The organism is Asaia bogorensis (genome assembly GCF_900465345.1).
GTDB lineage: Bacteria > Pseudomonadota > Alphaproteobacteria > Acetobacterales > Acetobacteraceae > Asaia > Asaia bogorensis_A.
Genome location: NZ_UEGO01000038.1, coordinates 21,803 through 46,258, shown reverse-complemented (window position 1 = coordinate 46,258; position 24,456 = coordinate 21,803). Strand labels below are relative to the sequence as shown.

Genomic DNA, 24,456 nt, shown 5'->3' with positions numbered 1-24,456 from the left:
CCTGCATGGATTATCGTACGATCTTCATTACCGGCGCGGCCTCGGGTATCGGCCGTGCCCTTGCCCTTGCCCTTGCGCTCTCTGCGCCCGATTGCGTCCTCTACCTTGCCGATTGCAATGCCACGGGGCTGCAAGCCACCCGGCAGGGCTGCATGGAGAAAGGGGCAACCGCCCACATCACCTGTCTTGACGTCACGGATCGCGAGGCGATGACGCGATGGTGTTCGCAGGGTGCAGAACACGACGTCGATCTGGTTCTGGTCTGCGCCGGGGTTACTGGCGGCGTGAGCGCGGTGGACCAGGACGGCGCGGCCTTTGAGACAGGCGACCAGATCAGGCGCATGATGGCGGTCAATATGGATGGCGCACTCAATGCCATCCTGCCCATGATGGCGCGAATGCGCGAGCAGCCCCTGCGCAAGGCGGGCCGGTTTCGCAAACAGCGTGGACAGATCTGTGCCATCGCCTCGGTGGCCGGATTGGTCTCCTATCCCGGCACCCCTTCCTACTCGGCCTCGAAAGCCGCGCTCGACCGCTTTCTTGTTGCCAGCGGGGCCTATAGCCGCCGTGCCGGTATCTATCTCTCAAGCGTGTGCTGCAGCTTTGTAGCAACCCCCATGGTGGCGCAGAACCATTTCCCCATGCCCGGCCTGATGCGCGTTGAAAACGCAACTGCCCATATCCTGCATGGCCTTGCCAGACGCAAAAGGCGGATCATCTTCCCCTCCTGGCTGGTTCTTGGATCACGCTTCATGGATCTGCTGCCCGTGCGTCTGGCCGAGCTTTATTATCTGCATCAGCCAACAGGCCGGCCGGGTTCCATGCCGGGCATCGAGAACCCGGCCTGCAAGGATGCCACCTTGCCATAAAAGCCGAGTACCCTGACGCCTTTGCCCGTTGCCTCGACAATCGCAAGGTCTGACCAACAGAAAACAGCTTTGCTTGCCAGTAGCCCACACAGGTGACCGCATGGCAAGAAGGCCTTCAGGGCAGCTGATGTGACAAGATGACGAAAAGATAACCAGGTTACACGCTGATACGAAGTATTCCCCCGGATTTTTTGCTATGGAGGCGAAATGAATTTGTGTCGTCTCTTCATCATGCGCCCCGTGGCGACGATTCTGCTCGCCCTTTCGCTGCTCGCAGCCGGAGCCATCTGCTATCCGCTGATGCCGGTTGCCAACCTGCCTGATATCGGCTCCTCGACGATCAATGTCGAGATCGAGCAGCCTGGCGCTAGCCCTGAGCAGATGGTCAGTTCCGTCACGACCCCGCTTGACCGCTATCTCGGCCAGATCGCCGGGGTGAAGCAGATCGAGTCCGACAGCGAAAACAGTTTTGCCTATATCCGGGTCGATTTCGTGGAATCACGCAATATCGACGGTGCCCTGCGCGACGTGCAGGCCGCTCTGCGTGCCGCACGCGCCGACCTGCCGCAGGGCACGCTCGATCGTGATCCCTATGCCTATAAGGAAGATCCGACCTCACAGCCGGTCTATCTGCTTTCCCTGACATCTGACGTGATGACGCTGCCGAAGCTGTATGATCTCGCGCAGATACGCGTCAAACCCCTGCTGGCGCAGATCAAGGGCGTGGGCCATGTGCAGGCCGTGGGCTCCGCCGATCCTGCCGTACGCGTCGATGTGAACCCTTATGCCCTCTATAAATGGGGTGTCGGTTTCGAGGACGTGCGTCAGGCGCTTGCATCGGCCAACGCCAATACGCCCAAGGGATTTCTTGATTCGGGCGGCCAGCGCATGATGCTGGAGACGAATGACCAGGCTGAACATGCGGCGCAGTACCGTGACCTGATCATCGGCTATCGCAACAATCTCAATCCCATCAAGCTGTCCTCCGTCGCCGAGGTGACGGACAGCGTTCAGGATCTCTATCAGGCCGGGTATTTCAACAACAAGCGCGCCATCACGCTTATCGTACGCGGGCAGCCCAAGGCCAATACGGTCAAGATTGTCGATGCCGTGAAGGAACGCATGACCGTGCTGCGTTCGGTCCTGCCTCCCGGTGTGCAGATGGATACGGCCATTGACCTCTCATCGAGCATACGCGCCTCGATGGACGACACACAGTTGACGCTTGGCGTATCCATCATTCTCGTGATCGGGGTGATTCTGGTCTTTCTGCGCCGTCTGCGCTCGACCATCATCCCTGCCGTGACCGTGCCGATTGCCCTTGTCGGCACGATTGCCGTCATGAAGTGGGAGCACTTCACCCTCGATATCATGTCGCTCATGGCGCTTACTATTGCAGTCGGTTTCGTGGTGGATGACGCGATCGTGGTGCTGGAAAACATCGCCCGCCATATGGAGGCGGGCATGGATCGCATGAGTGCCAGCCTGCGCGGTTCGTCGGAAATCGGCTTTACGGTCCTGTCGATCACGGCCTCGCTCATTGCGGTGTTCATCCCGCTCCTGTTCATCCCCGGTCAGGTCGGCGCGATCTTTTTCGAATTCGCCATGACCATCGTCTCGGCGCTTCTCATCTCCCTCATTTTGTCCCTCACCCTCACGCCCATGATGTGCGCCTACTGGCTGGATGTGGAGCATGAAGAACCCACAGGAAAAACCCTGCGAGACCGGGTGTTGCGGGCGATCGACTGGGCGCTGGAAGGAATTATCAGCCTCTATGGCCGGACATTGCGTGTCGCCCTGCGCCATCACGTCCTGACCTTCCTCACCCTGCCGCTGAGCTTTATCGCGCTGGTGGCCTCCATCGTTCTCATGCCCAAGACGGGCATCCCTGCGCAGGATATCGCGCTGGTGGGTGGGTCGATCAGCGGTGACGACACCATGTCGTTCAACGAGATCACCAAGCGCATCCATTATGTCGGTGCGGTGATGAAGGATGACCCCGATGTGCTGTCTGTCACGAGCTGGAACAACAGCAGCAGTGACGGGCAGCTTTTCGCCCGGCTGAGCGACAAGCGCACCCGCACGCGCACCGATACGCAGATCGTGGAAAGCATACGCAAGAAGCTGGGTGACATGCCGGGCCTGCGCACCTCGTTCTTCTCGGCGGGTGACCCCAATGGCGGCGGCGGTCAGCACCGCAGCGGTGCCTTCCGCTATGTGCTGCGCGATCAGGATGTGGCCGAGCTGAAGCTTTGGGTACCGCGCCTTGTGGCCAGGCTGCGCAAGGAGAAGATGATGTCTTCCGTCATGACCAATATCGAGGGTCATGGCGCGTCGGTTCATGTCAAACTCCGGCGCGATACCGAGGCGCGTTATCTGGTGACACCGCAGCTCGTGGGCAATGTGCTCTATGATGCCTATGGCCAGACCGTGGCATCTCGCATTCATACCGAACTCACCACCCATTCTGTGGTGATGGAGGTGGCGCGCGCCTATCGTGAATCACCAGAGCAGCTTCGCAGTACGTGGATCTCCACCGCCTCCGGCACGCCGGCAGGTGCCGTGCGCTCCAACCAGATCCGTGTACGCACAGCGGGCGGCAGCACAGCCTCGACCGCAACACAGCTCAGCCAGGCCTCACTGCGCAACGCCATTGCCAACCAGATTACCGGCAACAACTCCAACGGTTCGGCCGTTGCCTCATCGGTCGAGACCATGATCCCGCTCATCAACGTGGCGGATCTGGTCATGGAGCCGACACCGATGGAAATCGATCATCAGGATGGCATGACCTCGACCGCCATCAGCTTCGACCTGATCGATGGCAAGACCTATGAGGATGCCCGCAAGCTGATCGAGGATACACTCAGGAATATGGGTGCACCTGCGGGTCTGACAGGCGAGTTCTCGGGGCTTGCCGGTGAAACCAAGGAGATGCTGGTCAATGAGTTGCTGGCCTTCGTGGCCGCGCTCTTTGCCATGTATATCGTGCTCGGGATTCTCTATGAGAGCCTGATTCACCCGTTTACCATTCTCTCCACGCTGCCTTCTGCCGGTATCGGGGCCATTCTGGGGCTCTGGATTGGCGGGGAGTCGTTCAGCCTCATCGCCATGATCGGCATGATCCTGCTGACCGGCATCGTGAAAAAGAATGCGATCCTGATGATCGATTTCGCGCTCTATGCCGAGAAGGAACTGGGGCACACCCCGCGCGAAGCCATCTATGAAGCCTGCCTTACGCGTTTCAGGCCCATTCTCATGACCACCCTTGCTGCCGCGCTTGGCGCGGTGCCGTTGATGACAGGTCACGGCTATGGGTCGGAAATGCGTCGCCCGCTGGGGATTGCGATTGTGGGCGGCATGCTCATCAGCCAGCTGCTCACGCTTTACACTACCCCGGTCGTCTATCTTTACATGGATGCCATCGGTCGCTTCGGCACGAGAACATGGCATCGCATTTTCCCGTCCCGCCCGGCAGGGCGCCCCGTCTCCACCCCCCTCTCATCCGAAAGCTGACGCCGATCATGTCGCTCCTTTCCTTGTCGCGGGTCCGCCTGCTCGGCACATCGCTGCTCTCTCTCGGGATGGGGAGCGCGGCCCTTGGCGGCGTAACCCTGGCAAGCGCACAGGCACAGGCGGCACCGCTGCATTTCTACACTGCGCCAGCGCTTTCACCTGATGGCCATTCTCTGGCCTCACTCGACAGCATGGAAGCCGGGGGAACCGCCGAGGCGGCACCGGCCAGCCTTGTCATCCGCACCCTGCCCGATGGTCACGCCACGACCGTTGCGCTGCCCTGCAAGGATTGTGCGCCCTCCAGCCCCAGCTGGAGCCCCGATGGAACCCGTCTGGCTTTCATCATCCGCCACAAGCACACGCAGAACCGTGAAATCCTGAGCGTCACAGCCGATGGCAAGACCGTAACCAGCCTGCTGAAATTCACGGGCTCGCTTCAGGACCTGCGCTACGGCCCCAAGGGGGGCCTTGCCGTTCTAGCCATTGCCAATGCCCGTCGTGACCCCGGTGCCCTGCAGGCCGGCGCGCCCGAGACGGGTGAGATCGACGCAACGGAGGACGAGCAGCGTATCGCAACCGTCGAGAAGGACGGCCTTCACTGGCAGTCGCCTGATGGTTTGTATGTCTATGAATATGACTGGCTGCCCACCAGCACCCCCGCCTTCATCGGCACGGCAGCGCCGGGCAATGGTGATGCCCATTGGTGGTCGGCACATCTGTCGCGCTTTGCCGATTCAAAAGAGCAAGTGCTGTACACCCACCCGCTTTCGCAGCAGATCGGCCTGCCGCTCGTCTCGCCCGATGGCCGGAGCGTCAGCTTCGTCGCAGGGCTGATGAGCGATTTCGGGTTCTTTGGCGGCGATGCCTTGCAGCTCGATCTGTCACAACCCAAGGCCGCGCCGGTCAATCTGACGCGCACCCTCAAGGCTACGGTAACCGGGCTGAGCTGGTGTCAGGGGCGCCTGATCGCCTCGACCATTGCAGGCTCCATCACCGTCATGCGGTCCATTGATGACAAGCCGCCCCTCATGGCAAGCGCAGATGGCTTGCTTTCCAATGGGGGTGGCGAACCCCGTCTGACCTGCGCAGACGACCAGAGCGTCGTGATACGCCAGAGCTTCACGAGCCCACCTGAAATCTGGGCCGGTCGCCTTGGCGCATGGCAGCAGCTCACCCACTCCAATGACGGCCAGACCGTACCCTACACCGCCTCCAGCATCAGCTGGGTGAGTGACGGATTCAAGGTACAGGGCTGGCATCTTGCCCCCCGGTCACGCCCCGCCGCCATGATCCGCAACGGCAAGGTGCCGATGATCACCATCATTCATGGTGGCCCTTCATCAGCCGTCACGCCTCGCTTCCTGCGTCCCACGGGCGATGCGGCCGTGTTGCTCGATGCAGGTTATGACCTCTTCCTGCCCAATCCGCGCGGCAGTTATGGCCAGGGCGAGGCCTTCACCATGGCCAACCGCCGCGATTTCGGTCACGGCGATCTGCGCGACATCCAGCGCGGCATCGACGCGCTGGAAAAGACCGCCCCCATCGACGAAAACCGTCTGGGCGTGACCGGCTATTCCTATGGCGGGTACATGACCATGTGGATTGTGACACAGACGAACCGCTTCAAGGCCGCGGCAGCGGGTGGCGGCATCGCCAACTGGCAGTCCTATTATGGCCAGAACGGTATCGATGCCTGGATGCCGCCCTTTTTCGGAGCCACGGTCTATGACGACCCGGCCATCTACGCCCATTCGTCACCCATGACTTTCATCAAGCAAGTCAGGACCCCGACCTTTATTTACGTCGGAGCCAATGATGTGGAATGTCCGCCTGCACAAAGTCTTGAATTCTACCATGCCTTGCGCGCACTCGGGATTCCGACGAGCCTTGTGATCTATCCCGGTGAAGGACACGGGATGCGCGGTCACGACCATGCGAGCGATGCACAAAAGCGCATGCTGGCGTGGTTCGGCCGCTATCTGAATGGAAGCGCTTCCGGCAAGAACGGAGCAAACTGAGCGCAGCCCTGAACGTTGCAGCCGTGAAGCTTTGGAGTTGAGATGCAGACGAGAAACAGGACCGTGATGCCGGGCTTTCTGACCCAGACAAGGCAGGCCCTGCCAGGCCTGTTCCTGGGGTGCATTCTCTCTGCCAGCGCGCTCTCCGGCTGCGCCCAGGCCCAGACCAAAAACACAACTGCAGCTCTGGCTGCCCCGGCGGCCCAGCCACCACTCCCCGCCCAGGCGGGAGCGGTCTCTTCCGTGCCGGATCATGCGACGACACCGCCCATCGTCATTCCGCCGCTGCCTGTCCTGTCGGAGCACGATGCCCGTCTGGAAGCCAGCCGTCTGACGCTGAGCATGAAAAAATCGGTCTCGCGCTTTACAACCTATACCCCTGAGCAGCGCCAGCGCTTTATCCGCCTTGCCCGTGCCGCCATTGCCAGCACGAATACACCCATCGACCGCCCCCAGATCCTGATGGTGGTCGATCGCAACCCCAAGGTACAGCGCCTGTGCTTTGTTCTGGCCATGCCGGGCAATGCAGACTGGGAGACACTGGGGGGAACCCCCGTCTCGACCGGTCGCGCAGGCCGCAAGTTCTATTACATCACCCCCACGGGCGTATTCATCAACTCCCCGGACCGTCTCGGTTACCGTGCCTTGGGCACGAAAAACGAGAACGGCATACGTGGCATTGGTGCCAAAGGCATGCGCGTCTGGGATATGGGCTGGCACAACGCCGTCAAAGGCTGGCTGCCCACCCATGAGACAGGCGATATCCGGCTCGAAATCCACGCTACGGACCCTGACTTTCTGGAACAGCGCCTCGGTCATCCTGCCTCCGAGGGCTGCATACGCATTCCTGCCACCATGAACGTATTCATGGACAAGAATGGTCTGCTGGATGCGCAATATGAGCAGGCCGCCAGCTACGACACGCGTTTTCGCGCCCTGCTGCCCAAGGACCGCACACCTACGCCGATCGCGGGCGATGCTCTGGTTGTCGTCGATTCAGCCGATGCCGTTCAGGCCATTTCCTCGGCCAGCGTCGGCCATCAGCCTCTGGTCAATCACCACGAAGGCTGAGACCTGACCCCTCAGACAGCCGGGGCGGCATACGCCAGTTCGGGCAGACCCTGTTCGAGCGCCTGCCCCACAAGCCGCGCTGCCACAGGCAGGGATCGGGCCTGATCGACGCAGAATCCGAGCGTGAGAGGGCGTATCCGGCTGTGCTCGAGCGGCACAAAGGCAAGTGTCCCGGCCTCGATCTCTGGTAGGACATCGATATAGCTGAGTAGGCTGACCCCGACCCCGTGACGGACCAGCGCCCTGATCGCCTCGATATCATCTGAGTCACAGACCGGATTCAGCGCCAGTCCGGTTTCCTCGGCCAGCCAGGCAATCTTCTCGCCCAGCGCCAGCGGCGGTCGTGGCGCGATCACAGGGTAGAGGCTGCACTGGCTGAACCGTGCCGTCTGCCCTTTTGTCAGCGGATGGCCGGGTGTCGTGACAAACCCGACAGGAAAGGCAACCGAGGCCCGCATCGCAAGGCGATGCGACACCACAGGATCGAAAACCAGCGCCAGATCTCCCTGCCCGTCGAGCAGGGCCGGCGAAATCTCGTGATTGGTCATGACACGCACGCCCAGCGTCACCCCTGGATGCTGCCCGCGTATGGAGGCCACGATACGCGGAACCAGCCCCCTTGCCATTGCCTCCGGAATAAGCAGCGTCACATGGCCGCGCTTGAGCCCTTTGAGATCCTCCATGCGTGTGCGGCAATCCCCAAATTCCCGCTCCCAGCGTCTGACCTGAACCAGCAGCATCTCGCCTGCTGCCGTCAGCCGAAGGCCTGACGGCAGGCGTTCGAACAAGGCGGCACCCAGACGGGCCTCACCTTGCAGGATCTGCCGGTCGATAGATGAGGCCGAAATTCCGGTTGCCTCGGCCGCACGCCGGATCGACCCATGCTGCGCCACGGCCAGAAAATAACGCGAGAAACGGGAGAAGACCGGCATGATCGAGTGCTCTCTTTTTTGAAACGCCCTGTCAGGAATTTGGATATATCCTCGAACGGGGTGCGCGTGACATGTCTTTATGACGATCCACTCTTTCTGCGGGGGCTTTCATGTCCGAAACACTCGACCGCCCGGTACAGCTTCCGCGCCAGTGCAGCTTTGAGGCAGCAGACTGGGCCATTCTCTCGCGCTTCTGGTATCCCGTCGCCTTGATCCGCGACATCGGCACCGCTCCTGTAGCGGCCACATTGCTGGATGAAACGCTGGTCATCTATCGTGCGGGTGACGATATCGTGGTGGCACAGGATATCTGCCCGCATCGCGGTGTGCCGCTCAGCCTCGGCACGGGTGATGGCGAGACCATTGCCTGCGCCTATCACGGCTTTCGCTTTGGCGGGTCAGGGCGCTGCGTGCGTGTTCCTGCCCATCCCAGCTCTGCCATACCGGGCAAGCTGCACCTGAAAACCTTCCCCGTGCGTAAGTGCTATGGTCTGGTCTGGACGTGTCTCGCTGGCGAGACGCCCCATGACGTGCCGACCATGCCCCACTGGCATGACCCAGCCTATCAGCAGATCACCTGTCCCTCGATCGACATCGCCGGGTTTGCCGGTCGGCAGGTCGAGGGGTTTCTGGATGTTGCGCATTTTGCCTTCGTGCATGCCGACACCTTTGCCGACCCTGAAAACCCGGTCGTTCCCCCCTATATGCCGCGGCGGACAGAGGAGGGTTTCGAGGTCGAATATCGCAGTTCGGTCGGCAATTACCCCATTGGCGTAGAAGGGCGTGCTCCTGCGGGCTTTGAATGGCTGCGACACTTCCGGACCTCCCTGCCCTTCACGGCAACGCTGGAGATCCATTTTCCGGAAGATGGCCGTCTGGTGATCATGAATGCCGCCTCACCCGTCTCTGCCCGCAAGACACGCATGTTCGCACCGATCTGCCGCAACTTCGATACCGATATCCCCGTCGAAGCCGTCTATGACTTCAATCGCCGCGTCTTTGAGGAGGATCGTCTGCTCGTGGAGGCCCAAAAGCCCGAATGTCTGCCCCTCGACCCGACGCTTGAAGCCCATGTCATGGCCGATCGCAGTTCGATCGCCTATCGCAAGGGGCTGCGTGATCTGGGGCTGAGCCGGTTCTTCACAGCCTGACGCCATCGCTTCTGCGGTGCAACGCCCTGCATTTCTAGAGGCACGTAGGGCGCACCCCGCAAGGCTGCGCAATATCCCCTGCAATGATCGCATGGCTCATGCCCCTAATGGACATGCCCCAAGCCCACCGTCTGGCTTGTCATCCACGGCACGATCATTTCCTCTGGTGGCAGGATTGAGGAGACGATCATGCCAGCCACCAGAACGGAACACGACCTTCTCGGCACACGCGAGGTGCCGGCAGAGGCGTATTACGGCATCCACACGCTGCGCGCTGTCGAAAACTTTCCCATTACCGGACGACAGATCAGCGCCTATCCCGAGCTGATCAATGCCCTCGCCGCCATCAAGCAGGCGGCTGCCCAGAGCAATCATGACCTTGGCCTGCTTGATGCCTCTCGCACGCGCGCCATTATTGCTGCCTGCGAGGATGTGCGCGCTGGCATGCTGCACGACCAGTTCGTGGTCGATGTCATACAGGGCGGGGCAGGCACCTCGACCAACATGAATGCCAACGAGGTTATCGCCAATCGCGCCCTCGATCATCTGGGACGGGCTAAAGGGGATTACGCAGCGCTTCACCCCATCGATCACGTCAATATGGGCCAGAGCACCAATGACGTTTATCCCACGGCCCTGCGTATTGCCGCCATTCATGGCGTGAGCCATCTGACCGATGCCATGACCGTGCTCCGCAAGGCCTTCATGGCCAAGGCGACGGAATTTCATGACATTCTGAAAATGGGCCGCACCCAGCTTCAGGATGCCGTTCCCATGACGCTCGGGCAGGAATTTCACACCTATGCCGTCATGCTGGACGAGGATCAGAAGCGCCTGCAGGAGGCCATTCTCCTGATCAGCGAGATCAATCTGGGCGGTACGGCCATCGGCACCGGCATTGCGGGCCATCCCGCCTTTGCCAGAACAGTCTGCGGTCATCTGAACATGATCACCAATCTGCATCTGCTGACAGCCTCGGATCTGATCGAGGCGACACAGGATTGCGGTGCTTTCGTTCAGGTGTCGGGCGTTCTCAAGCGTTTTGCGGTCAAGATTTCCAAGATCTGCAACGATCTGCGGCTGCTATCTTCTGGCCCTCGCGCCGGGCTGTACGAGATCAACCTGCCGCCCATGCAATCGGGCTCGTCAATCATGCCGGGCAAGATCAATCCCGTCATTCCGGAGGTGGTCAATCAGGTAGCCTTTGAGGTCATCGGTAATGACCTGACCGTCACCATGGCCGCCGAAGCCGGACAGCTGCAGCTCAACGCCTTCGAGCCCATCATTGCCCATAGTCTGTTCAAGAGCCTGACCCATCTGCACGCTGCCTGTCTGACACTCGAATCGCGCTGTATTCGTGGCATCACCGCCAATGCCGCCCAGCTTGAGGCGATGGTCACCCATTCGATCGGGCTGGTTACGGTGCTCAATCCCTTTATCGGCTACGAAACCGCCACTGCCATCGCGCTCGAAGCCCATCGTACCGGACGCGGCGTGATCGAAATTGTCCGTGAGCGCCAGCTCGTTCCCGAGGAAACCCTGACCCGTATTCTCTCCCCGGAGGGGCTTTGCCATCTGCACAGCTTCTAGGCAGTGCTTCCGCAGACAGTTCTCTCAGGGCTCTGCCCCGAAACCCGCCAAAGGGCAGTCGCCCTTTGGATGCCCCTGATCTGGCGTCTGGAAGAAGCCTTGATTTCCCAGGGTGGGATTGATCTCTTCTAACCTGCGCAGGCGCTCCCTAAACGCGTCGGGAGCTTCCCAGAGCGCTGCCGCAACGCCCTCGATCAACGCAATAAATTCATGCCTGTTGGGCGCACGGGGCGAACTCCGCCGCCATACGCAATGACGGACGCCTAGTCCGGGGCCTCATCCTGCTTTTCGCTCCACACCGCCTGCACGCCGGGGAGGCGCATCAGGGCTGTTACGACATCATCCGGAGCTTTGAGGCCATGTACATGCACCGTCATGATCAGCCGATCGCTCTCATCGTGACGTTCCTGCGCCATATGGCCCAGCGTGAAGCCGAGTTTCCTGAGCGCAGCGCAGACAGGATCGACAAAATCGATATCAGCGGCACCGCGTACACTGACCTTGAACCCGTGACGCGGGGCACGCGGGAAATGCAGAAGCCAGCCGGGTGTCAGGAACATGATCAGCAGATAACCGATTGTCGTCAGCACGGCGACGATCGTCATCCCCGCGCCGCATGCCATGCCGATAGCCGCTGTCAGCCACACAGAGGCGGCAGTGGTCAGGCCACGCACCGTATCGCGCCGCATGAAAATGACACCGCCACCGATAAAGCCGAGGCCCGACACGATCTGGGCCGCAACACGCGACGGATCGACCACCACACGGTCCGGGGTGAGCACATCATCGAAACCGTATTTGGAGATCAGCATGAACAACGCAGCCGAGACCCCAACCAGCGTATAGGTGCGAAACCCCGCCGCCTTCTGGCGATACTCACGCTCAAGCCCGATCAGCGCCGAGAGCAGAAAGGCCAGACCGAGTTCCTGCACCTGCAACAACCCCTCTCCGGGGATATGAGCAAAAAGCGCGGGATGGGTCATGGTCTGGTCTCACAAAACAATAATGCCCGTAGGGAGCCAAACCCGTCGGCGCGAGACCGAACCGACAGAGCCGGACGTGGGAGATCTCAACGTCTATGGCGGGCGCCGAAAAATTGCGTCCTTGCCGGGGAATGCTTCGGGTCAACGGGCTTTACCGAACTGCCCCATCGGGCGGGCAGCGAATGGAGGATTATCTTATTGCCCTGCTGTGGCAACACCCCATCCTCTTAACTTGATCGAATCGCCACCGGGCGTGGTAGAGGGGCGCTGTGACCATGACCGATACCCCTATCCGAGCTATGGCCGATGACGGCCTGACTGCGCTGCTTCGGCGCACCCCTCCTGCCAATCCGGAGGCAGAGCGCGCCCTGCTGGGTGCGTTACTGACCAATAACAAGGCCTATGAGCGCGTCTCGGATTTCCTTGAGGCAGCCCATTTCGCCGACCCTCTGCATGGGCGGATTTTCGAGGCCATCGCCCGACGCATTGATCGCGGCATGCTGGCCGATCCGATAACCATGCGCGCCGAATTCGAACATTCGGGCCTGCTGGATGAGGTAGGCGGACCGCAATATCTGGGCCAGTTGCTTATGGCGATGGTCGGTATCGTGAACGCCGGTGATTACGGGCGCGCCATTCACGACGCCTGGATACGCCGTCAGCTGATCGATATTGGCGAGACGGTCGTCAACAACGCCTATGGGGCGCGTGCCGATCTTGAGGGCGGGGACCAGATCGCGGCGGCGGAAGAAACGCTGTTCAAACTTGCCACCGACAAGGGGCAGGATGGTGGTTTCGTCACCTTCGAGCGTGCCCTGACCGGCGCATTGCAGGTCGCCGAGCAGGCCTTTCAGCGCACAGGCGATGTGAGTGGCCTGACATCGGGGCTGCGCGATTTTGACAAGAAAACCGGCGGCCTGCACCCGTCGGATCTGCTCATTCTGGCTGGGCGGCCGGCCATGGGCAAAACCGCCCTGGCCACCAAGATCGCCTTCTCCGCTGCACAGGCGCTTTTGCGCGAGGCTGAAGACAAGGGCATCAAGCCGCGGGGCGCTGTCGCCATTTTCTCGCTTGAAATGTCATCGGAACAGCTGGCGACACGTATCCTCTCCGAGCAGTCCGAAGTGTCGGGTGAAAAAATTCGTCGTGGCGATATCGGCCAGCGCGAGTTCGATCGATTCGTGCGTGTCTCGCGCGAATTGTCGGAACTGCCCCTGCATATTGACGATACCCCGGCCATTTCACTTTCCGCCATGCGGACACGGTGCCGCCGTCTGGCACGCACCAAGGGGCTCAGCCTTGTGGTGGTTGACTACCTCCAGCTCATGCGCCCTGCCATCGGGACCAAACCCGAGAGCCGCGTGCTAGAAATCTCGATGATCACCCAGGGACTCAAGGCCATTGCCAAGGAGCTCTCGGTGCCGGTCATCGCCTTGTCCCAGCTTTCGCGTCAGGTAGAATCGCGAGAAGACAAGCGCCCAATGCTTTCGGATCTGCGCGAATCAGGCTCGATCGAGCAGGACGCCGACGCCGTGATGTTCGTTTATCGCGATGAATATTATCTCCAGCAGCGCATGCCCAAAGACAGCGCTTATGAGAGCATGGACAAATATCAGGTCGCGATGGAGGAATGGCAGCGCAAGATGGCGCTCGTGCATAACAAGGCCGAACTGATTCTGGAAAAACAGCGTCACGGACCAACCGGCACCATCCCGCTGTATTTCGAGGGCGAATTCACCCGGTTTGGCGATCTGGATACGGTGCACGACGTCTGAGGTCTTTGGGCCTATCTCTCGGGTGCCCAGTCCTACCAGCGAAATCTCAGGCCGCCCGTTACCGCCGCAGAGCCGGGTGGTGCGCCAAGGCGGGTATCGCGATGCCCGCCGAAGAAACTCGCTGTCAGGTCCAGCCCGGGGATAGCCTGCACAGGCAAGGCAAATACAGTCGTCACGCCATGTTCCATAGCGATCGGAGACGTTGCTTTCTGCTCGACTGAAACGGGGCCGAGATGACGCAGAGCCGATTGAAGCGTATCGGGCGCAAAGACTTTGGGGGGCGCTTCAGCCTTCGTACTGAAATCGAAGCCCCTTCCCTGCGCGATCAGGGGATGAACCAGAGACGGAGCAGGTCCTGTGGGCCTATGCGCCAGAGCGGGAGGTATGAAATAGCCGGGCTGTGCTGCCTGCGCGCCTGGCGCGAGCAGGACCGGCAACAGAACCGGCAGGGTATTAAAGCCCCGCCATCTCATGTGGATGACGTTATGCATACACCGAAAGATGACATATTCGGCCGATCATGCAGCGTCACATTTTACGACGCTGCATTACAGATGCGCTGAGGATCAGAAATCTGCCGTGAACGGATTGGGGCCCGTGCGCCCATCCTCCCGGTCGAGGGTGGCGATGCGGCTCATATCGTCCTCATCGAGGCGGAAATCGAACACGTCGAAATTCTCATCGATACGCTTTTGATGCGCCGATTTGGGAATGACGACATTGCCCTGATCAAGATGCCAGCGGATCGTCACCTGACCCGGCGTCTTGCCGTGCTTCTTCGCGATGCTGGTGATGATCTCGCCATCCAGCCCCGTACCGCGTCCCAGCGGGCTCCAGGCCTCGGTGCGGATATCGAGCGACTCATTGAAAGCCCGCAGCTTCTTCTGCTGGAAAGCCGGGTGCAGTTCGATCTGGTTGAGCACAGGTTTGACCCCGGTCTCCTCAATCAGACGCGTCAGATGTTCAGGCTCGAAATTGCAGACACCGATCGACCGGATACGCCCCTGCTTCTTGAGCTCAATGAGCGCTTTCCAGCTTTCGACATACAGATCCTTCTTCGGCATAGGCCAGTGGATCAGATAGAGGTCGACCACATCGCGACGCAGTTTTTTCGCGCTGACATCAAAAGCACGCAGGGCGGCATCGTAACCCATGTCGCTGGCCCAGAGCTTGGTCGAGACATAGAGATCCGGATAATCCTGCAGCGCGTCGCCAACACCGCTTTCATTGCCGTAAAACGCTGCCGTATCGACCATGCGATAGCCTGCCTTGGCGGCATAGCGCACGATTTCAGCCGTTTCGTCAGCCGGGGTCTTGTAAACACCAAGGCCGAATTGCGGGATTCGTGCCCCATCATTGAGTTGCAGATGGACCTGTTCTTCATCGGCACGCGGGGTGGCAATGGCGAGGTCAGGGGTAAATTCGCTGCGAGACATTCAGGGCTCCTGTCATTCCCGAAAAGACGGTTCTTGCCCAATCTAGCGGATTGCGACGCTCTGGGTTGCAGGCCCGCCCGCCTTCCTGGCCATCGAGATGGTCATCACTGCGTGAGCCATACCTCCTGTCGCCAGCGCGCAAGGCCCTGCGGCCCGAGAGCTGACGGCCTGTATCCCGGACAAAAACCTTGCGCCCGCCCGGTTCTTGACTGAGCAAGATTGTGCTACAGGAATGTCGTGATGAATGCCGTATCCGAACCCGCCTCCGAATCCCGTGACAATGCCCAGCACGCGCCTCTGAACGATGCGCCGCTCGTTCTGGCACTGCCAAAGGGGCGTATCCTCAAGGCGCTGGGCCCCGTGCTTGAGCGCACAGGGCTTTTTCAGGATGGCAGCGCCATTGGCGAAGGGACACGCAGCCTGCGTTTTCCAACGCTCGACCCCAAGGTCGATGTGGTGCGTGTGCGCTCTTTCGATGTCGCGACTTTTGTGGCGCATGGTGGCGCACAGATCGGCGTTTGCGGTGCCGATGTGCTGATGGAATTCGACTATCCTGACATCTATGCGCCGCTCGATCTGGGAATTGGCGGCTGCCGCATTTCCATCGCCCGCCCGGTTGGGATGGCCGGTCAGGTCGGCGATCATGACAAGACCGCAGCCAGTTCGCATCTGCGTGTTGCGACCAAATATCCGACCATCACGCGACGTCATTTCGCGGCCAAAGGCATCAATGCGGAAATCGTGCATCTGCACGGCGCCATGGAACTCGCCCCCACACTCGACATGGCCAGCGTGATTGTCGATCTGGTGGATACCGGCTCGACCCTCAAAGCCAATGGCCTGCGCGAGACTGATGTCATCGCGCATGTCACGAGCCGCCTCATTGTCAATCGCGTTGCCCTGAAAACCCGACCCGACGCCATTCGTGCCCTGATCGAACGCTTTCGCGACGCCCTTCAGGAGAAAACAGCATGAAATGGCTTCAAAGCACCGACACGGATTTCGAATCCCGTCTCGCAACGCTGCTTTCTGACCGGAGCGCTGTTGAAACCAGCGTGAGCACGCCGGTGCGCGATATCATCGCCACCATTCGTGAGCAGGGTGACACGGCTCTGCGCGACTACACGGCGCGTTTCGACCGGTTGAGCCTCGCCCCGGAAGGGCTGGCCATCACCGCAGACGAAATTGCACGCGAGGCCGACAAGGTCGATGCCGATCTGATGGAAGCGCTCAATCTCGCTGCCTCACGCATCGAATCCTTTCATCGGGCACAGATGCCTTCAAACCTCGCCTATCAGGATGAGGCCGGGCTGACCCTGGGCATGCGCTGGACGCCGCTCGATGCCGTGGGGCTTTACGTGCCGGGCGGCAAGGCGGCGTATCCGTCCTCTGTGCTCATGAACGCCCTGCCAGCCCGTGTGGCAGGCGTTGGCCGCATCGCCATGTGTGTGCCCTGCCCCGATGGTGTCCTCAACCCGCTCGTTCTTGCGGCTGCGCGTGTCTGCGGCGTGAGCGAGATCTATCGGGTTGGCGGTGCGCAGGCTGTGGCCGCGCTCGCCTATGGCACGAACAGCATTCGCCCTGTCGATCGCATTGTCGGTCCGGGCAATGCCTATGTCGCCGAGGCCAAGCGCCAAGTGTTCGGTCACGTAGGGATCGACTCGATTGCCGGTCCGTCCGAAGTCGTGATTGTGGCCGATAACCGCAACAACCCGCGCTTCGTGGCGCTCGATCTGCTGGCCCAGGCAGAACATGACGAACTGGCCCAGGCGGTACTCATCACAGACGATGCCGGATTTGCCCGATCTGTGGTGGAAGCCGTCGAGACCGAACTCAAGACCCTCCCCCGTGCTGCCATTGCCGGAAAGTCCTGGGCCGATCATGGCGCGGTGGTGATTGCGCGCGACTGGAATGAGGCCGCTGAAATTGCCAACCGTTTTGCCTCGGAGCATCTCGAGATCATGCTGGATGATGCCGAGCAGTTTTCCACGCTGATCCGTCATGCCGGTGCCATGTTCCTTGGTCGCAACTGCCCCGAAGCTGTCGGCGATTATGTTGGCGGGCCGAACCACGTTCTGCCCACAAGCCGCACGGCACGTTTTGCCTCGGGCCTGTCGGTGTTTGATTTTCTCAAGCGCACCACCACGATCTCAGCCGGCGCCGATGGTCTGCGCGCTGTCGGTCCTGCCGGTGTCAGGCTGGCCAAAGCCGAGGGGCTCGATGCCCATGCGCTGAGCCTGTCGGCACGACTCGACGCTCTGGGCTAAAATCTGCCGCCGGAACCGCCCCCGGTCATGGTGCCTGATCCTGCCACTTGTGACGGCAGGACAGAAAGTCCTTAACCCGGGGTGACGAGGCTAGCGCGCAGAAGCCAAAATGCCTCTTTTCGGGGCCAAAATCACCAAGAAACTTGACGTAACGACGTCGAGCCAGCACATACGCGGCATAATTCCATCCTGCCGGGGATTTTCCGGCCTGTATCAGAGCACAGTTTCAAGGACTCAGATGTCAAAAGAAGACATGATCGAATTCAGCGGCACGGTGACCGAGCTGCTGCCAAATGCCATGTTCCGCGTCACACTCGACAACGAGCACACCATTCTGGCCCATACCAGCGGCAAGATGCGCAAGAACCGTATCCGCGTTCTGGCCGGTGACCGCGTCAATGTTGAAATGACCCCCTACGACCTGTCCAAGGGCCGCATCACCTTCCGCTTCAAGTAAGAGCGTTCGCGTGACAGACGGCACAAGGCCGGAGCTGGTTCTCGCCTCGGCATCGCCGCGACGGGTGGACCTGCTGCGACAGATCGGGCTGACCCCGGACCGCATCGACGCGGCCGATCTTGACGAATCGCCACGACAGAACGAGACGCCCCGCGCCTGCGTGGCGCGCCTGGCCCGCATGAAGGCAGAACTTGTCGCCACGCGCTGCCAGCAGGAAGCCCTTGTTCTGGCTGCTGACACGCTGGTCGCCGTCGGGCGCCGCATCCTGCCCAAGGCCGAAGACCGCGCAACGGCAGAACGCTGCCTTCGCCTGCTTTCCGGTCGTCGTCATACGGTGCTGACTGCCGTCTGCGTCATGCCTGCCGGTGGCTGGGCTGCCGGACGTTTGGTGGAGCGTCTGGTCGAGACCGATGTGACGTTCTCCCGCCTGACAGAGGCGCAGATAGCGGCGCTGCTCGATCAGGGAGACTGGCAGGGCAAGGCTGGCGGCTATGCGCTTCAGGGTGCCGCAGCCTCTGTTATACGCTATGTGGGCGGTAGTCCCTCAGCCGTGATTGGCCTCCCCCTTTTCGAGACGGCCCAAATGCTGCGCGGCCAGCCCTGTCGCTTCATCGTATGATGGAATGTCGCATCGCCTGGTCACCGGGCGAGGCACGCATCGCGGTTTGCGATGAAGAAAGACTTGTCGATTTTGCCCTGTGGCGGCCGGGCATGCCCGATGGCTATGGCGACATTCACGCCGTCCGTGTGCAGAAATCCGCACCCGCCCTGGGCGGCGCTTTCGTGCTCCTTGGTGACAACAGCTCCGGCTTTCTGACCGGCACCCATGCCGAAGGAACTCTGGTCGTCGCACGCGTGACGCGCAGTGCCCAGAATGGCAAGGGTTTACGCCTCAAGCCCGTCAGCCACACACTCACGGCGACCGACCGTCCCGGCCTTGTCGCGCGAGGCCCCTCACCGCTTGAGGACATCGCAGCGCGTTACCCGGACGCCGCATTGCTGTGCGACTCTCCAACCCTTATGGCCCTGATCCCTGCTCCCCTCAGGCCGCGCATCACCCGTGTCAGCCGCGCCTTCGACGCTGTGCTCGATGCTGAATGCGATGACCTGATGACGCCGCAAGCAGCGTTGCCCCATGGCATCAGGGCGAGCTTCAGCCCAACTCCGGCATTGACCGCCATCGATCTGGATGACCCCCACCCCGATCAGCGTCGGCAGATGGACGGGTTCACGGCCAATCGTCATGCCTTTGCGGCTTTGGCGCAGCAGATACGCATGCGCAATCTCAGCGGGGCAATTCTGGTTGATCCGGCTGGAGTCCCCCTGCGCAAGCGTCCGGCGCTGGGCAGGTTTCTGGCCGAGGCGCTCGAAGGCGATCCGATGCAACCGCGCATGCTGGGTGCGACTGCGCTGGGTCTGCTGGAGATCGTTCGTACCAGGGGGCGTGCACCCTTGCATGAGTGCCTTTCCAGCCCCGGTGGTCGTGGCCTGCACGCGCTGAGGCAAATCCTGAGGGACCGGCCAGCGAGGTCGACAGAACAGAGGGCCACCCCAACACCCGTCCTGCAGGCATCGCTGGCTGTCACACGCGCATTGGAGGCGGACAGCCAGGCTGTGGCACAGTTCTCGCTTGAATGGGGGGCACCGCTCGCCCTGCACATGATGCCTGATTACCCTGACAGCTACTGGAGTTTCACCCCATGAGCCTGTGTCCCATCTGCCAGAAACCGACGCTCCACGATTACAGGCCATTTTGCAGCAAGCGCTGTGCTGATGTGGATCTCGGGCGCTGGTTCAATGAAAGCTACAGCGTTCCGGCCGTGGATGAGGATGAAGCCGAAAAAAACGGCTTTCCCCCGCTTGATCACCGTGACGGCTTGGAGTAAACCCCCTCTCACACCGTCAGGTGACGGTGCCCAAGTAGCTCAGTTGGTAGAGCATGCGACTGAAAATCGCAGTGTCACTGGTTCGATCCCGGTCTTGGGCACCATATTTCCCTAAAATCAGATCTATCCGTCGCAAGGCTGTGTCATAGCCCTATGTGATGGCTGTATTGCAGGTGCGCCCCTCCGGCTTCTCAGCTATGATATGGGCTCTCGGCAGGCCTTTGATAACATGCCTTCCAGCAAGATGCGGGCGACGCAAGGGCATATGTGCGGCGCCCCATGGGCGAGGCCGCTTTTTCGCTGGCTTCCTGACGCTCTTTCCATGAGCCTGGCTCACCTGGCTTCAGTTTTCTTGTGCCGGTTTATGCAAGGCAATAGCCCTGTTTTCAGCACGATGAGCCAGCGATCCGGAGCAGTTCGCATTCATCAGTCAATCTGAACAACTCAGTATTTTTCGTGCAATGTTTATGGACGAGAAATGCATGATTTGTCATATAAACTGCATAAAAACAAAGTTTTTCATCTCGTTCAGTTGTCTGGTAATTTCAATTCAGACCGAATAGGTAAATTAGCCAAGAATTTGTGGAGCTCGACCCTGGCTATGAAGCGTCTCGTTATTGATCTCGACGACACCCTCACCATCAGTAATCCTGATCTGTCATATAGCGAGAAGGAACCGAACCTCCCGCTCATTGCCAAGCTGCGCGAATACAAGGCGCAGGGATTTGAAATCCTGATCCAGACGGCGCGGAACATGCGCACCTATCAGGGGGCGGTCGGCAAGATCAATGCGAATACACTTCCTGTCATTCTTGAATGGCTGAAGAAGCACGACGTTCCCTATGATGAGATCTATGTCGGCAAGCCGTGGTGCGGCACCGAAGGATTCTATGTCGATGATCGTGCCATTCGCCCCAGGGAATTCGTCACGCTCTCGCTCGCCGAAATCAATGCATTGATTGAATCAGGTAAATGAATCCCTCAGCAACCATCGCCCTGATCATGTCCGGGGCCTATGTCACGCAGGAACTCGTTGCAGAGTTCGGGCAGTTGCCGCCTTCCTTCCTGCCGCTCGGCGTGGGGCGTCTTTATGACATTCAGGCTGACAGCCTGAAGGCGCAGGATCTCAATATCAGCCAGATCTATCTGGCGGTTCCTGAGAGCTATGAAGTTCCGGCCTATGATCTGCACAGACTGGAACAGAAGGGCGTATCGTTGCTCCCCCTGCCTGACGGCATGTCCCTGGGTGAAGCCGTTGTCTATGCGATCAACGTTCTGAATGCCTATTCTGTCGGCATCCAGATCCTTCACGGCGACACGGTACTTGGCACGCTTCCGACCGGACTCAATGTCGTTGCAAGCCACTGGGAGGGCGACGACTACTCCTGGGCGGTGATCAATCATGAAGACGGCGCGATCAGCAGCCTTGAAACGATCGAGGCCACCAGCGAGGAAGACCTCGAACGCCCGATTGCGTGCGGATTTTTCTCGTTTTCGAACGGGGTCGAGCTTGTCCGTGCCATCAGCCAGGCCCGTGGCAATTTCATCACCGGCCTCAATCTCTATATCAAGCGCCGCCCTCTGACCCTCAAGCAGGTCGATGGCTGGTACGATTTCGGCCATATCCAGACCTATTTCCGGTCGCGCCGCCTTGTTACCACCGCCCGCGCCTTCAATTCGCTGCAAATCACGCAAAGCACGGTTCGCAAGCTTTCTGAAGACCGTTTCAAGATGAAGGGCGAGGCCAACTGGTTCGAGTCCATCCCCGCAGCGGTGCAGCCCTATGCGGCCCGTCTGCTCGACAAGGGCGAGAACGACAGCCAGGCATTCTACACCACTGAATACCAGTACGCGCCCAACCTCTCCGAGCTCTACGTGTTTTCCTCCATCGGTCGCGTCACTTGGAAGAAAATTCTGACGAGCTGCTCGGAATTCCTTGATCTCTGCGCCACCACCCACAGCGATGCACCGCGTGAGGCCTATTCGCGTCAGCTCATGGGGGGCAAGACTGTCGAACGCCTTGAGCGCTATGCCCGAGAGACAGGGTTCGATGTCACGCGCCCGCTGACGTTCAAGGGTCGTGCAATGCCGTCGCTCATGACCATTGCCCAGGAGATCGAGGCCCTTATCACGCATGACCCGTCGGCGCGTGCAACGCTGATGCATGGTGATTTCTGCTTCAGCAATATTCTCTATAACTCGCGCAACAGCCGTATCTCGGTCATTGATCCGCGTGGTTACGTGTTTGCGGACAAGCTCGAAATCTGGGGCGATTTCCGCTACGACATCGCGAAATTCTCCCATTCCGTCGATGGGCTTTACGATTTCATTCTGGCGGGTCGTTACACGCTGACGCAGCAGTCAGAGTATGATTTCGATCTGGAGTTCGATGCGTCGCCCCAGCGCGACTGGCTGCAGAGCTCCTTTGCCGAGATGAAGATTGCAGGCCTGTCTACGGCAAGCCGTGAAACGCGCGCCATCATGACATCGCTTTTCGTTTCCATGTTGCCGCTCCATTCCGACCGGCCGGACAGGCAAAAGGCATTCATCGCCAATGCCCTTCGTCTGTATGCCACGCTTGAAGGACTTGCGTGATGATCGTCATCCCCATGGCTGGCCTCTCCAGCCGCTTCACCAAAGCCGGCTATCCGGTGCCCAAATACATGCTTCCCCTGCGTGGCAAGAGCGTGTTCGCCCATTCGATCGAGAGCTTTTCAGCCTATTTCGAAAGCCATCCTTTCGTGTTCATCGCCCGCACGGTGGCTGACACAGAGGCCTTCATCCGTCGCGAAATCGAGGCGCTTGGCATTCGTGATGCGCGCATCGTCATTCTCGACCATGAAACTGCAGGCCAGGCCGAGACGGTGGAATTTGGCGTCAAGCAGGCTGGTATGTCTGCCGAGTCACCATTGACCATTTTCAATATCGACACGTTCCGCCCCAATTTCCGCTTTCCCAAAGGGGCATGGTTCGGGAAGTCGGATGGTTATCTCGAAGTGTTCCGTGGGTCGGGTGCCAACTGGTCCTATGTTGGCGCGGCGGAAAATAGCGATGAGCCGCTGGCCGTTCGTACAACCGAAAAACAGCCGATTTCCGATCTGTGCTGTGACGGACTCTACCATTTCGCCCGCAGCGGCGATTTCCTGAAGGCGCTTGAGCAGGAACGTCTCACCCCGTCATCTCCTGAGCTTTACGTGGCGCCACTCTACAATCATCTGATCAAGGATGGGATGAAGATCCATTATGAAGTGATCCCGCCTGAGGCGATCACCTTCTGTGGGGTACCTGCCGAGTACGAGGCCCTTCTGGCCGAAGCCTGATAACAGGCTGTCACGTTGCCTTCTGCTCCGAAAAGGGCAGAAGGCAACGTCCTTGGTCAGGCGAGCAACCCGCCATCGACCGCCAGAGATGATCCGGTGATGTAGCTCGAACGCTCATTGACCAGAAATGACACGACATGAGCGATATCCTCAATCGCGCCATAGGCTCCGGTCGCCACGAAGCGGGCCAGAATTTTCGCTGCCTCGGTGTCTGACGGATTCATGGCCGTATTCACCGGACCCGGTTCCACCACATTGATCGTGATCCCCCGATCACCCAGATCGCGCGCCACACCCTGGGCAAAACCGCGCAGGGCGGCCTTGGTGCCGGAATAGAGCGACAGACCCGGCAACGGCGCACGACCGCCGAAAGCCGATCCCATCAGCACGATACGCCCACCGGGCTGCATGTGACGCACCGCACACATGGTTTCAATCATCGGGCCACGGACATTGAGGTTGAGGACCTTCTCGATATCGCCGGTCGTAATCTCGTCAATCGTCCCTTTGGGGTACATGCCCGCATTGCAAACCAGCACATCCAGGCGGCCGAAAACACGCACAGCTTCAGCCACGACTTTTTCATTGCCGGCAACGGTGCTGCCATCGGCCTGAATGGCCAGCGCCCTGCGACCCAGTGCTTCGACCTGCCTGATTGTCTCCTGCGCCCCGGACGCGTCACCAGGATAGGAAAAGGCGATGTCATAGCCTTCACTGGCAAGCTGGCGGGCAATTCCGGCGCCAATTCCACGGCTTGCGCCTGTCACCAAAGCAAGTTTTGCCGTCATTGATCAGTTCTCCCATTTTGAAAAAAGGCCAGATAGACATTCAGGCCGACATATCTGAGGGCGTCCGCAACGAAGATGAGATCCATCATCTTTCAGGCCTGGAGCAATCGGCAGGAGCGTTCGAGCGTCCTGTAATGCTGGCACAGGTCACGCAGAATAAGGCGTTTCTGCCGAGCCGAGAGACAGATCCTGCGTCGCTCGAGCTTTGCGATCTGCTCCCGCCAGACACGATATAATTGCCTCATCTGCTGTGACTGGGCGCGGGTGGTCATGAGCCCCTTTGCGGGTGACATGGCGTGATCTGGCATGGCAGGCTCCTGATGCAGTGAAACTCCCGTCCTTGCGGAACAGGCAGACCATGCGCGTCCACACCGCAGAACCGTTATCTCTCGAATCC

22 protein-coding genes and 1 tRNA gene are annotated in these 24,456 nt (G+C 60.0%); 17 read left to right on the top strand and 6 right to left on the bottom strand.

The features are described 5' to 3' along the window. The first annotated feature begins 5 nt into the window (after positions 1 to 5). The 4 genes from ED655_RS14485 to ED655_RS14470 all read left to right on the top strand — a co-directional run bounded on the left by ED655_RS14485 (position 6) and on the right by ED655_RS14470 (position 7,474). Positions 6 to 869, top strand: a complete 864-nt coding sequence (locus tag ED655_RS14485; protein WP_122050780.1) for an SDR family NAD(P)-dependent oxidoreductase — start codon at positions 6 to 8, stop codon at positions 867 to 869. A gap of 207 nt (positions 870 to 1,076) precedes the next feature. Further along, entirely contained in the window at positions 1,077 to 4,385 is a 3,309-nt protein-coding gene (locus ED655_RS14480) for an efflux RND transporter permease subunit (protein WP_122050779.1), read from the top strand. An 8-nt stretch (positions 4,386 to 4,393) separates the two neighbouring features. Then, positions 4,394 to 6,403 (top strand): S9 family peptidase, encoded by a 2,010-nt coding sequence (locus ED655_RS14475; RefSeq protein ID WP_162993548.1) that lies wholly within the window; start codon positions 4,394 to 4,396, stop codon positions 6,401 to 6,403. 66 nt (positions 6,404 to 6,469) lie between these two features. Continuing rightward, a complete protein-coding gene (locus ED655_RS14470) occupies positions 6,470 to 7,474 on the top strand; it encodes a L,D-transpeptidase (protein ID WP_408735689.1) in 1,005 nt (334 codons plus the stop codon). Positions 7,475 to 7,485: 11 nt separating this feature from the next. Here ED655_RS14470 and ED655_RS14465 read toward each other — a convergent pair whose 3' ends face one another. Next, a complete protein-coding gene (locus ED655_RS14465; RefSeq protein WP_122050777.1) occupies positions 7,486 to 8,406 on the bottom strand; it encodes a LysR family transcriptional regulator in 921 nt (306 codons plus the stop codon). A gap of 110 nt (positions 8,407 to 8,516) precedes the next feature. On the opposite strand from ED655_RS14465, the gene ED655_RS14460 reads away from it, so the two are divergent. Both ED655_RS14460 and ED655_RS14455 read left to right on the top strand, forming a co-directional pair. After that, on the top strand, positions 8,517 to 9,557 hold the full coding sequence (locus ED655_RS14460; protein ID WP_122050776.1) for an aromatic ring-hydroxylating oxygenase subunit alpha: 1,041 nt from the start codon (positions 8,517 to 8,519) through the stop codon (positions 9,555 to 9,557). A gap of 189 nt (positions 9,558 to 9,746) precedes the next feature. Beyond that, positions 9,747 to 11,147, top strand: a complete 1,401-nt coding sequence (locus ED655_RS14455) for an aspartate ammonia-lyase (protein ID WP_122050775.1) — start codon at positions 9,747 to 9,749, stop codon at positions 11,145 to 11,147. A gap of 263 nt (positions 11,148 to 11,410) precedes the next feature. Here the strand turns inward: ED655_RS14455 and ED655_RS14450 are convergent, their stop codons facing one another. Then, positions 11,411 to 12,130, bottom strand: a complete 720-nt coding sequence (locus ED655_RS14450) for an MgtC/SapB family protein (protein ID WP_122050774.1) — start codon at positions 12,128 to 12,130, stop codon at positions 11,411 to 11,413. A gap of 275 nt (positions 12,131 to 12,405) precedes the next feature. Between ED655_RS14450 and ED655_RS14445 the strand changes: the two genes are divergently transcribed. Continuing rightward, on the top strand, positions 12,406 to 13,905 hold the full coding sequence (locus tag ED655_RS14445; protein WP_122050773.1) for a replicative DNA helicase: 1,500 nt from the start codon (positions 12,406 to 12,408) through the stop codon (positions 13,903 to 13,905). Between the two features lie 32 nt (positions 13,906 to 13,937). On the opposite strand, the gene ED655_RS15935 is transcribed toward ED655_RS14445, so the two are convergent. Both ED655_RS15935 and ED655_RS14435 read right to left on the bottom strand, forming a co-directional pair. Then, positions 13,938 to 14,378 carry a hypothetical protein gene (locus ED655_RS15935; protein ID WP_162993546.1) on the bottom strand — a complete coding sequence of 147 codons (441 nt, stop codon included), beginning with the start codon at positions 14,376 to 14,378 and terminating at the stop codon, positions 13,938 to 13,940. Between the two features lie 93 nt (positions 14,379 to 14,471). Next, a complete protein-coding gene (locus ED655_RS14435) occupies positions 14,472 to 15,341 on the bottom strand; it encodes an aldo/keto reductase (RefSeq protein ID WP_122050771.1) in 870 nt (289 codons plus the stop codon). 240 nt (positions 15,342 to 15,581) lie between these two features. On the opposite strand from ED655_RS14435, the gene hisG reads away from it, so the two are divergent. The 10 genes from hisG to ED655_RS14385 all read left to right on the top strand — a co-directional run bounded on the left by hisG (position 15,582) and on the right by ED655_RS14385 (position 23,271). Beyond that, positions 15,582 to 16,316, top strand: a complete 735-nt coding sequence (gene hisG, locus ED655_RS14430; RefSeq protein ID WP_122050770.1) for an ATP phosphoribosyltransferase — start codon at positions 15,582 to 15,584, stop codon at positions 16,314 to 16,316. After that, positions 16,313 to 17,608, top strand: coding sequence for a histidinol dehydrogenase (gene hisD, locus ED655_RS14425; protein WP_122050769.1), 1,296 nt, complete (start codon positions 16,313 to 16,315; stop codon positions 17,606 to 17,608). The genes hisG and hisD overlap by 4 nt, the downstream gene beginning before the upstream one ends. A gap of 238 nt (positions 17,609 to 17,846) precedes the next feature. Then, positions 17,847 to 18,065 (top strand): translation initiation factor IF-1, encoded by a 219-nt coding sequence (gene infA / locus ED655_RS14420; RefSeq protein ID WP_023979930.1) that lies wholly within the window; start codon positions 17,847 to 17,849, stop codon positions 18,063 to 18,065. 10 nt (positions 18,066 to 18,075) lie between these two features. Beyond that, positions 18,076 to 18,684 (top strand): Maf family protein, encoded by a 609-nt coding sequence (locus ED655_RS14415; protein ID WP_122050768.1) that lies wholly within the window; start codon positions 18,076 to 18,078, stop codon positions 18,682 to 18,684. Further along, a complete protein-coding gene (locus ED655_RS14410) occupies positions 18,681 to 19,769 on the top strand; it encodes a ribonuclease E/G (protein ID WP_122050767.1) in 1,089 nt (362 codons plus the stop codon). Before ED655_RS14415 ends, ED655_RS14410 begins: the two co-directional genes overlap by 4 nt. Further along, positions 19,766 to 19,951, top strand: coding sequence for a DNA gyrase inhibitor YacG (locus ED655_RS14405; RefSeq protein ID WP_122050766.1), 186 nt, complete (start codon positions 19,766 to 19,768; stop codon positions 19,949 to 19,951). The genes ED655_RS14410 and ED655_RS14405 overlap by 4 nt, the downstream gene beginning before the upstream one ends. Positions 19,952 to 19,979: 28 nt before the next feature. Beyond that, positions 19,980 to 20,055 (top strand) — tRNA-Phe (locus tag ED655_RS14400). 497 nt (positions 20,056 to 20,552) lie between these two features. After that, positions 20,553 to 20,927 carry an HAD family hydrolase gene (locus ED655_RS14395; RefSeq protein ID WP_062165498.1) on the top strand — a complete coding sequence of 125 codons (375 nt, stop codon included), beginning with the start codon at positions 20,553 to 20,555 and terminating at the stop codon, positions 20,925 to 20,927. Further along, positions 20,924 to 22,546: a capsular biosynthesis protein gene (locus tag ED655_RS14390; RefSeq protein WP_122050765.1), complete on the top strand. Its 1,623-nt coding sequence runs from the start codon at positions 20,924 to 20,926 to the stop codon at positions 22,544 to 22,546. Before ED655_RS14395 ends, ED655_RS14390 begins: the two co-directional genes overlap by 4 nt. After that, positions 22,546 to 23,271, top strand: a complete 726-nt coding sequence (locus tag ED655_RS14385) for a glycosyltransferase family 2 protein (RefSeq protein WP_122050764.1) — start codon at positions 22,546 to 22,548, stop codon at positions 23,269 to 23,271. Before ED655_RS14390 ends, ED655_RS14385 begins: the two co-directional genes overlap by 1 nt. Positions 23,272 to 23,327: 56 nt before the next feature. Here the strand turns inward: ED655_RS14385 and ED655_RS14380 are convergent, their stop codons facing one another. After that, positions 23,328 to 24,059, bottom strand: coding sequence for an SDR family NAD(P)-dependent oxidoreductase (locus ED655_RS14380; protein ID WP_122050763.1), 732 nt, complete (start codon positions 24,057 to 24,059; stop codon positions 23,328 to 23,330). 92 nt (positions 24,060 to 24,151) lie between these two features. Continuing rightward, on the bottom strand, positions 24,152 to 24,367 hold the full coding sequence (locus ED655_RS14375) for a hypothetical protein (protein ID WP_122050762.1): 216 nt from the start codon (positions 24,365 to 24,367) through the stop codon (positions 24,152 to 24,154). Positions 24,368 to 24,456: the final 89 nt, after the last annotated feature.

Coding starts and splice junctions, on each gene's coding strand:
- ED655_RS14485 (WP_122050780.1), top strand. CDS start 6: ATGGATTATCGTACGATCTTCATTACCGGCGCGGCCTCGGGTATCGGC.
- ED655_RS14480 (WP_122050779.1), top strand. CDS start 1,077: ATGAATTTGTGTCGTCTCTTCATCATGCGCCCCGTGGCGACGATTCTG.
- ED655_RS14475 (WP_162993548.1), top strand. CDS start 4,394: ATGTCGCTCCTTTCCTTGTCGCGGGTCCGCCTGCTCGGCACATCGCTG.
- ED655_RS14470 (WP_408735689.1), top strand. CDS start 6,470: ATGCCGGGCTTTCTGACCCAGACAAGGCAGGCCCTGCCAGGCCTGTTC.
- ED655_RS14465 (WP_122050777.1), bottom strand. CDS start 8,406: ATGCCGGTCTTCTCCCGTTTCTCGCGTTATTTTCTGGCCGTGGCGCAG.
- ED655_RS14460 (WP_122050776.1), top strand. CDS start 8,517: ATGTCCGAAACACTCGACCGCCCGGTACAGCTTCCGCGCCAGTGCAGC.
- ED655_RS14455 (WP_122050775.1), top strand. CDS start 9,747: ATGCCAGCCACCAGAACGGAACACGACCTTCTCGGCACACGCGAGGTG.
- ED655_RS14450 (WP_122050774.1), bottom strand. CDS start 12,130: ATGACCCATCCCGCGCTTTTTGCTCATATCCCCGGAGAGGGGTTGTTG.
- ED655_RS14445 (WP_122050773.1), top strand. CDS start 12,406: ATGACCGATACCCCTATCCGAGCTATGGCCGATGACGGCCTGACTGCG.
- ED655_RS15935 (WP_162993546.1), bottom strand. CDS start 14,378: ATGAGATGGCGGGGCTTTAATACCCTGCCGGTTCTGTTGCCGGTCCTG.
- ED655_RS14435 (WP_122050771.1), bottom strand. CDS start 15,341: ATGTCTCGCAGCGAATTTACCCCTGACCTCGCCATTGCCACCCCGCGT.
- hisG (WP_122050770.1), top strand. CDS start 15,582: ATGAATGCCGTATCCGAACCCGCCTCCGAATCCCGTGACAATGCCCAG.
- hisD (WP_122050769.1), top strand. CDS start 16,313: ATGAAATGGCTTCAAAGCACCGACACGGATTTCGAATCCCGTCTCGCA.
- infA (WP_023979930.1), top strand. CDS start 17,847: ATGTCAAAAGAAGACATGATCGAATTCAGCGGCACGGTGACCGAGCTG.
- ED655_RS14410 (WP_122050767.1), top strand. CDS start 18,681: ATGATGGAATGTCGCATCGCCTGGTCACCGGGCGAGGCACGCATCGCG.
- ED655_RS14405 (WP_122050766.1), top strand. CDS start 19,766: ATGAGCCTGTGTCCCATCTGCCAGAAACCGACGCTCCACGATTACAGG.
- ED655_RS14395 (WP_062165498.1), top strand. CDS start 20,553: ATGAAGCGTCTCGTTATTGATCTCGACGACACCCTCACCATCAGTAAT.
- ED655_RS14390 (WP_122050765.1), top strand. CDS start 20,924: ATGAATCCCTCAGCAACCATCGCCCTGATCATGTCCGGGGCCTATGTC.
- ED655_RS14385 (WP_122050764.1), top strand. CDS start 22,546: ATGATCGTCATCCCCATGGCTGGCCTCTCCAGCCGCTTCACCAAAGCC.
- ED655_RS14380 (WP_122050763.1), bottom strand. CDS start 24,059: ATGACGGCAAAACTTGCTTTGGTGACAGGCGCAAGCCGTGGAATTGGC.
- ED655_RS14375 (WP_122050762.1), bottom strand. CDS start 24,367: ATGCCAGATCACGCCATGTCACCCGCAAAGGGGCTCATGACCACCCGC.